7 protein-coding genes are annotated in these 7804 nt (G+C 70.1%); 6 read left to right on the top strand and 1 reads right to left on the bottom strand.

All coding sequences use genetic code 11. From position 1 onward, the window contains the following. Positions 1–21: 21 nt before the first annotated feature. On the bottom strand, positions 22–1203 hold the full coding sequence (istB, locus tag AB8Z36_RS23230) for an IS21-like element helper ATPase IstB (protein ID WP_369215300.1): 1182 nt from the start codon (positions 1201–1203) through the stop codon (positions 22–24). Positions 1204–1556: 353 nt separating this feature from the next. On the opposite strand from istB, the gene AB8Z36_RS23235 reads away from it, so the two are divergent. The 6 genes from AB8Z36_RS23235 to AB8Z36_RS23260 all read left to right on the top strand — a co-directional run. Beyond that, the gene (locus tag AB8Z36_RS23235) at positions 1557–2732 is read left to right on the top strand and encodes an ROK family transcriptional regulator (protein WP_369215301.1); all 1176 of its coding nucleotides are present in this window, start codon (positions 1557–1559) and stop codon (positions 2730–2732) included. Positions 2733–2839: 107 nt separating this feature from the next. Beyond that, a complete protein-coding gene (locus AB8Z36_RS23240; RefSeq protein ID WP_369215302.1) occupies positions 2840–4168 on the top strand; it encodes an extracellular solute-binding protein in 1329 nt (442 codons plus the stop codon). Between the two features lie 15 nt (positions 4169–4183). Then, on the top strand, positions 4184–5119 hold the full coding sequence (locus AB8Z36_RS23245) for a carbohydrate ABC transporter permease (RefSeq protein ID WP_369215303.1): 936 nt from the start codon (positions 4184–4186) through the stop codon (positions 5117–5119). Between the two features lie 8 nt (positions 5120–5127). Then, the gene (locus AB8Z36_RS23250) at positions 5128–6039 is read left to right on the top strand and encodes a carbohydrate ABC transporter permease (protein ID WP_369215304.1); all 912 of its coding nucleotides are present in this window, start codon (positions 5128–5130) and stop codon (positions 6037–6039) included. 8 nt (positions 6040–6047) lie between these two features. Further along, entirely contained in the window at positions 6048–7313 is a 1266-nt protein-coding gene (locus AB8Z36_RS23255; protein WP_369215305.1) for a 6-phospho-beta-glucosidase, read from the top strand. Next, positions 7304–7804: BadF/BadG/BcrA/BcrD ATPase family protein (locus AB8Z36_RS23260; protein ID WP_369215306.1), on the top strand; the 501-nt coding region annotated here is incomplete at its 3' end. The genes AB8Z36_RS23255 and AB8Z36_RS23260, both read left to right, overlap by 10 nt.

The raw sequence follows: 7804 nt of genomic DNA on the forward strand, positions 1-7804 counted from the left end.
GGACCCGGCGCATCCGGTCACTCAGGGGCGCCCGGCCGTCGGCGCGCTTCGACGCGCGCGGTAGCTGTCCGCGTCCAGGGCCAGGATCTCCGCGTGGTGGGCCAGGCGGTCCACCGTCGCGGGGGCCGTGCCGCCGAGCGCCTCGGACCAGCGGCCCAGCGGCAGGTTGCTCGTGACGATCAGCGACGCCCGCTCGTAGCGGTGCGAGACGAGCTGGAAGAGGAGGCGGGCCACCTCGGGGTCGAGGGGGACGTAGCCGATCTCGTCCACGACGAGCACCGCATACGCGTCCAGCCGCGCAAGCTCCTTGCCGAGCCGCCCCTCGGCCTTGGCGTCCGCGAGCCGGGCCCCCCACTCCTCCGCCGTCGCGAACAGCACCCGGTGTCCGGCCTGGCAGGCCCGTACGCCGAGGGCCACCGCCAAGTGGGTCTTGCCCGTGCCGGGGTCGCCGAGCAGCACCACGTTCGCCCCGCCCGCGACGAAGTCGGCCTTGCCGAGGCGCGTGATCACCTGCGGTCCGGGGGCCCGCAGGCGCCCCTCGTCGAACATCTCAAGGACCTTGCGGGCCGGGAACCCGGCGGCCTCGATCCGCTCCTCGGCCCCCGTGTCCGCGACCCCGCCCGTTTCCACCGGCTCCCCGCCGTCCCGCTGCGCGGGGACCACCACGGCCTGCGGTTCCTCGACGCGGTGCACGCCCCGGGCCCGCGCCTCCTGTGCCGCCATCGGCCCGGACATGTACGCGAGGATGGCTGCCGAGGCGATGAACGCCATGTGGATGACCGTGCCCCAGAGCAGGTCGTGGCGGGGTGTGTGGTGGACGTCGACGAACATCTGGAGCAGGTGGACCGAGGAGATCCCCACGATCGCCGTCGCCAGCTTCACCTTGAGCACGTTGGAGTTCACGTGCGAGAGCCACTCCGGCTGGTCCCGGTGGCCCTGGAGGCCGATCCGCGAGACGAACGTCTCGTACCCGCCGACGATCACCATGATCAGCAGATTGGCGATCATCACCACATCGACGAGTTTCAGGACCGCGAGCATCACGTGCGTCTCGTCCGCGTGCCCGCTGACGACGTGGTGGATGAGGTGCCACAGCTCGTTGAAGAACTTGTAGACGTACACCCCCTGCGCGGCCACCAGGCCGAAGTACAGCGGAGCTTGGAGCCAGCGGGTCGCGAAGAGGGAACACCCCAGGGTGGTCATCTTCGGTGCGGACGAGGCGGAGCGGGACACCAGACCTCCAACAGCCGTGAGGGTCGTCATTCTTGTGGCCCGCCGCCGACAATCTGAATTCGAGCCACCCGATGGGGTTAATAGCCATCTAGCCATCCAGTCGGACAGGCGGCGCCCCCGCGCGCTCGCCCGCCGCCCCTTCGTGCGGCACCCCGGCCGCACCCTGTGCAACACCAGCCACCGCCAGGTAACGACTTGGTTGCCGCGAGGGCGCCCTCTATTGACGGCATATTCACGCCAGCCGTACGGTCCTCACGAATTGGAAAGTTTCCTAACAGTTAGCGCGAGTCAGCGGCGGCCGACACGTACAGGCAGGTGGCGTCATGGCAGCAGGCAGCACCCCGGGAGCTCCCGGCACCCCCGGTACACCCGGCACGCCACGCGTACTGCGGGCCATGAACGACCGGGCCGTGCTCGACCTCCTCGTGGCGCACGGCCCCCTCACCCGTACCCGCATCGGCGAGCTGACCGGCCTCTCCAAGCCCACCACCTCCCAGCTCCTCGGGCGGCTCGAAGCGGCCGGCCTCGTGCACACCACCGGCAGCCAGAGCGGACGCCCCGGGCCGAACGCCCTGCTGTACGAGATCGACCCCGGCGCGGGACACGTCGCCGCGCTGTCCGCCGACCCGAACGGCATCACCGCCCTCGTCGCCGACATCACCGGCACCGTGCTCGGCAGGGAGCGGGTGGAGGCCGACGCCGTCGCCGAGGACGTGCGCCACCGCACCGCCCAGCTCGTCACCGAGGCCGTGGACGGCGCCCTGCGCCAGGCGGGGCTCGGGCATGACGATCTGCGGGCCGCCGTCATCGGCACCCCCGGCGCCATCGACCCGCACACCGGCCAGCTCCGCTACGCCCCGCACCTGCCCGGCTGGCACTCCCGCACCCTGCGCGACGACCTCGCCGCCGTGCTCGGAACGCCCGTCACCATCGAGAACGACGTCAATCTGGCCGCCGTCGCCGAGCAGTACGAAGGCGCCGCCCAGGACCACGACAACTACGTCCTGACCTGGGTCGACGAAGGCGTCGGCGCCGCCATCGTGATCGGCGGCACCCTGCTGCGCGGCGCCACCGGCGGCGCGGGCGAGATCGGCTACATGCCGCTGCCGGGCGCACCCCTGAAACGCGGTGAGGGCGGTGGCGGTGGCGGCTTCGAGAGCCTCGTCTCCGCGTACATCGTGCGGGAGCTGACGGGCGGCGGCGCCACGCTGGCCGAGGTGATGGCGGACGACGCCGCGCTCGACGAGGTCGCGCGGCGGATCGCCACCGGCATCGCCGCCGTCATCGCCGTCGTCGACCCCGAACTCGTCGTGCTCTCCGGGTCCGTGGCCCAGGCGGGCGGCGACAAGCTGCGCGTACGCGTCGAGGAGGAGCTGACCGGGCTCGCCCTGCCGCGCCCGCAGGTCCGCATCAGTGAACTCGACGGTGACCCGATCCTCACCGGCGCTCTCCGCCAGGCCCTCACCCAGGCCCGCGACCAGGTCTTCGACACGGCCTGAGCGCCAGCCCGGTACGCCGGGACAACACCCGAAAGCTCCGTCCCCCAGCTCCGCCCCTCCCCCGTACGCCTCGTACTTCTTGTACTCCTTCGTAAAGGAAGGCCGCCATGCCGCGATGGCGCATACCCGTGGCGCTCGCCGCAGCCGGGCTCCTGCTCGCCGGCTGTGCCAATCCGAGCGTCGGCAGCGCGAACGACGACCCGACCGAGCCGGTCACCCTGAAGTTCTGGCACGGCTGGGCGACGCCCGGCGAGGTCAAGGCCGTCAACGACAGCATCGCCCGGTTCGAGAAGCTGCACCCGAACATCGACGTCCAGGCCACCGGCAACGTCTCCGACGAGACGATCAACCAGGCGCTGCGCGCGGGCGGCGACAAGGCCCCCGACGTGGTCTCCTCCTTCACCACCAACAATGTGGGCCAGTACTGCGACTCCGGCATGTGGGCGGACCTCGACCCGTTCATGAGGAAGACCGGCCTCGACAAGCGCAAGACGTTCCCCAAGACGCTGCTCGACTACACCAGCTACCGCGGCAACCAGTGCGCGCTGCCCCTCCTCGCCGACGCCTTCGGCATGTACTACAACAAGGACGCCTACAAGAAGGCGGGCATCAAGCGGCCTCCCCGCACCATGTCCGAGTTCGAGGAGGTCTCCAGGAAGCTGACGATCCGCCGCGGCGAGCACTCCTACGAGCAGGTGGGCTACCTGCCCAACTTCCGCTTCTACCAGAACAGCCCCGACCGTCTCTTCGCCCAGTGGGGGCCCGAGTACTTCGACGCGGAGGGCAACTCACGGCTCGCCGAGGAGCCCGTCACGTACGACTTCTTCAAGACCGCGCGCAGACTCGCGCGCGTGCAGGGCGGCTTCGACGACCTCGAACGGTTCCGGCTCACCTTCGGCGACGAGATGTCCAGCCAGAACGCCTTCCTGACCGGGAAGGTCGCCATGCACCTCGACGGCGAGTGGCGCGGGCTGATGCTGAACGAGGCCAAGGCCAAGTTCGACTGGGGCGTCGCTCCGCTGCCCGTACCCGACGACCAGGCCGACACCTACGGGCGCGGCTTCATCACCGGCACCGTCGCGGGCATCGCGCACAGCAGCAAGCACCAGAACGCCGCCTGGGAGCTGGTGCGGTTCCTGACCGCCGACACGAAACAGGTCGTCGAATTCGCCAACGCGATCCACAACGTGCCCTCCACGTTCGCCGCGCTGGACTCCCCCGACCTCGACGCCGACCCGACCTTCCGCACCTTCTTCGACATCCTGGAGAACAAGCACAGCAAGGCGCTGCCGCCCTCCGTCAACGGCGGCGCGTACGTCGTCTCGCTGGGGGACTTCTCCTACTCCGTCGAGGCGGGCCGCGTGGGTGACCTGCGCAGGGGCCTGAAGAAGCTCGACGAGCAGATCGACGCCGACACCCTCCAGTCGAAGAGCTGAGCCGAGGACCCCGCCATGGCAATGACCCTCTCAGGACCCGCGCGCCGCAGACTGCGCACGCTCGCCTTCCTCTCCCCCTGGCTCGTCGGGTTCAGCGTCTTCTTCGCGTATCCCCTCATCGCCACCGTCTACTTCTCGTTCATGCACTACAACCAGATCAAGGAGCCCACCTTCGTGGGGCTCAGGAACTGGACGTACGTGTTCGAGCAGATGCCCCTGTTCGGCCCCGCCCTGTGGAACACCCTCTGGCTCGTCGTGGTCATGGTGGCCGTGCGGGTGGTGTTCGGGCTCTCGCTCGGACTGCTGATCACGAAGATCAAGACCGGGGCCGGACTCTTCCGTACGGCCTTCTACATCCCCTACCTCGCGCCGCCCGTGGCCGCGACCGTCGCCTTCGTCTTCCTGCTCAACCCGGGCACGGGGCCGGTCAACGAGATCCTCGACGCCGTCGGCGTCTCCGGGCCCAACTGGTTCAACGACCCGGACACCGCCAAGCCCTCGCTCGTCATGCTCTCCCTGTGGGGCATCGGCGACCTGATGGTCATCTTCATGGCCGCCCTGCTCGACGTGCCCAAGGAGCAGTACGAGGCCGCCGAGCTCGACGGTGCCGGGGCGTTCGCCAAGTTCCGCTACGTCACCTGGCCCGCGATCACGCCGATCGTGATGTTCGCGGTGGTCACCGGCGTCGTGCAGACCATGCAGTACTACACGCAGGCCCTCGTGGCGGGGAAGGTCGCCTCCGGCGTCAACATCGGCCCCGGGTCCGTCATCCAGCCCGGCTACCCCGACCACTCGACCCTCACGGTCCCCCAGCTCGTCTACCAGATGGGCTTCCAGAACTTCAACACCGGCGCCGCCTGCGTGCTCTCGCTCGTGCTCTTCGCCATCGCCATGGCCGTGACGATGCTCCTGATGCGCAAGCGCGCCGGGCTCCTCTCGGCGGAGGACTGAGGATTCCGATGACATCCACGACTCTCAGCGCGCCCACCCCGGCGCCCGAACGCACCGCCCCGGCCTCCAGGGGGCCCGCCGCGGCCCGCGCCCGCCGCAAGCGGGTCCTGCACTGGATCGCCGTGCACAGCGTGGCCATAGCCGTCGCGCTGCTCTTCGTCCTGCCGTTCGTCTTCGTCTTCCTGACGTCGGTGATGAGCGACTCGCAGGCCATGAGCGGCGACCTGTGGCCCGACTCCTGGCACTGGTCCAACTACAAGGCCGTGTTCGAGACGCCGGGCTTCCTCGACTGGTGGCGCAACTCCCTCCTGTACGCGGGACTCGGCACCCTCTTCACCGTCTGCTCCGCCATCCCCGTGGCGTACGCGCTCGCCAAGTTCCGCTTCCGTGGGCGGCGCGCCGCGATGCTGCTCGTCATCTCCACGATGATGCTCCCGCCGCAGGTCATCGTGATCCCCATGTACCTGGTGTGGGCCCAGCAGTTCCATCTCTCGGGCACCTTGTGGCCGCTGATCATCCCGATGGCGTTCGGTGACGCGTACTCGATCTTCCTGCTCCGGCAGTTCCTCCTCACCATCCCCAAGGAGTACATCGAGTCCGCCAAGGTGGACGGCTGCGGCGAATTCCGCACCATGGTCAGAATCGTCGTCCCGATGGCCAAGCCGGGCATCGCCGCCATCGCGCTCTTCCAGTTCTTCTACTGCTGGAACGACTACTTCGGACCGCAGATCTACGCGGCCCAGAACCCCGGCGCCTGGACGCTCAGCTACGGCCTCGAATCGTTCAAGAGCGCCCACAGCGTCAACTGGAACATGACGATGGCCGCGACCCTGCTCGTCATGGCGCCCGTCATCGTCGTCTTCTTCTTCGCACAAAAGGCCTTCGTGGAAGGCGTCACCCTCACCGGAGTAAAGGGCTGAGAACCGATATGAAGCTCGCAGTGGTCGGCGGAGGGTCGACCTACACACCCGAACTCATCGACGGGTTCGCACGGCTGAGGGACACCCTGCCGATCGAGGAGCTCGTCCTCGTCGACCCGGCCGCCGACCGCCTCCAGCTGGTGGGCGGCCTCGCCCGCCGCATCTTCGCCAGGCAGGGGCACCCCGGCCGCATCGTCACCACCTCCGACGTGGACGCGGGCGTCGCCGACGCCGACGCGGTGCTGCTCCAGCTCCGCGTCGGCGGGCAGGCGGCCCGCGAGCAGGACGAGACGTGGCCCCTGGAGTGCGGCTGCGTCGGCCAGGAGACCACCGGCGCGGGCGGCCTCGCCAAGGCGCTGCGCACGGTCCCCGTCGTCCTGGACATCGCCGAGCGCGTGCGCCGCACCAACCCGGACGCCTGGATCATCGACTTCACCAACCCCGTCGGCATCGTCACGCGCGCGCTGCTCCAGGCCGGGCACAAGGCGGTCGGCCTCTGCAACGTGGCGATCGGGTTCCAGCGCAAGTTCGCCGCGCTCCTCGGCGTCGCGCCGGTCGAGGTGCACCTCGACCACGTGGGTCTCAACCACCTGACGTGGGAGACGGGCGTGCGTCTCGGGGGCCCGGACGGCGACGACATCCTGCCGAAGCTTCTCGCCGAGCACGGCGACGCGGTCGCCGGGGATCTGCGCATGCCGCGCGAGATCGTCGACCGCCTCGGCGTCGTCCCCTCGTACTACCTGCGCTACTTCTACCAGCACGACGCCGTGGTGGAGGAGCTCAGGACGAAGCCGTCGCGCGCCGCCGAGGTCGCCGCGATGGAGCGCGAGCTCCTGACGATGTACGGCGACCCGACGCTCGACGAGAAGCCCGCCCTGCTCGCCAAGCGCGGCGGAGCCTTCTACTCCGAGGCGGCCGTGGACCTCGCCGCCTCCCTGCTCGGCAACGGCGGCAGCCCCCACCAGGTGGTCAACACCGTCAACAACGGCACCCTGCCCTTCCTGCCCGACGACGCGGTCATCGAGGTCCAGGCGTCGGTGGACCGCACGGGCGCCACTCCGCTCGCGGTGCCGGGGCTCGACCCGCTGTTCTCGGGGCTGATCGCGAACGTCACCGCGTATGAGGACCTCGCCCTGAAGGCGGCCCTGCACGGCGGCCGTGAGCGCGTCTTCAAGGCGCTGCTCGCCCACCCGCTGGTCGGGCAGTACGCGTACGCCGAGCGGCTCACCGACAGCCTCGTCGCGCACAACCGGGAGCACCTGGCGTGGGCGTAGGCACGAGCGTGCTCGCCATCGACGCGGGCAACAGCAAGACCGACGTCGCGGTGGTCGCGGCCGACGGCCAGGTCGTCGGCGCGGCCCGCGGCGGCGGGTTCCAACCGCCCCAGGTCGGCGTCGGGCCCGCGATGGACGTCCTCGCGGACGCGGTGACACGGGCGTTCGCCGAGGCGGGTGCCGACTCCGTGGGCCATGTGTCCGCCTGTCTCGCCAACGCCGACCTGCCGGTCGAGGAGCGGGAGCTGGCCGACGCGCTGCGCGGGCGCGCCTGGGGGGCGTCGGTCGACGTCCGCAACGACACCTTCGCCATCCTGCGCGCCGGGCTCCTGGAGGACGCCGAGCCGCGCGGCGTCGCCGTGGTCTGCGGGGCGGGCATCAACTGCGTCGGCATGCTGCCCGACGGGCGCACCGCCCGCTTCCCGGCGATCGGCCGGCTCTCCGGCGACTGGGGCGGGGGCGGCGGCCTCGCCGAGGAGGCGCTCTGGCAC

This window comes from Streptomyces flavofungini, from assembly GCF_041028215.1.
Classification (GTDB): Bacteria; Actinomycetota; Actinomycetes; order Streptomycetales; family Streptomycetaceae; genus Streptomyces; species Streptomyces flavofungini_B.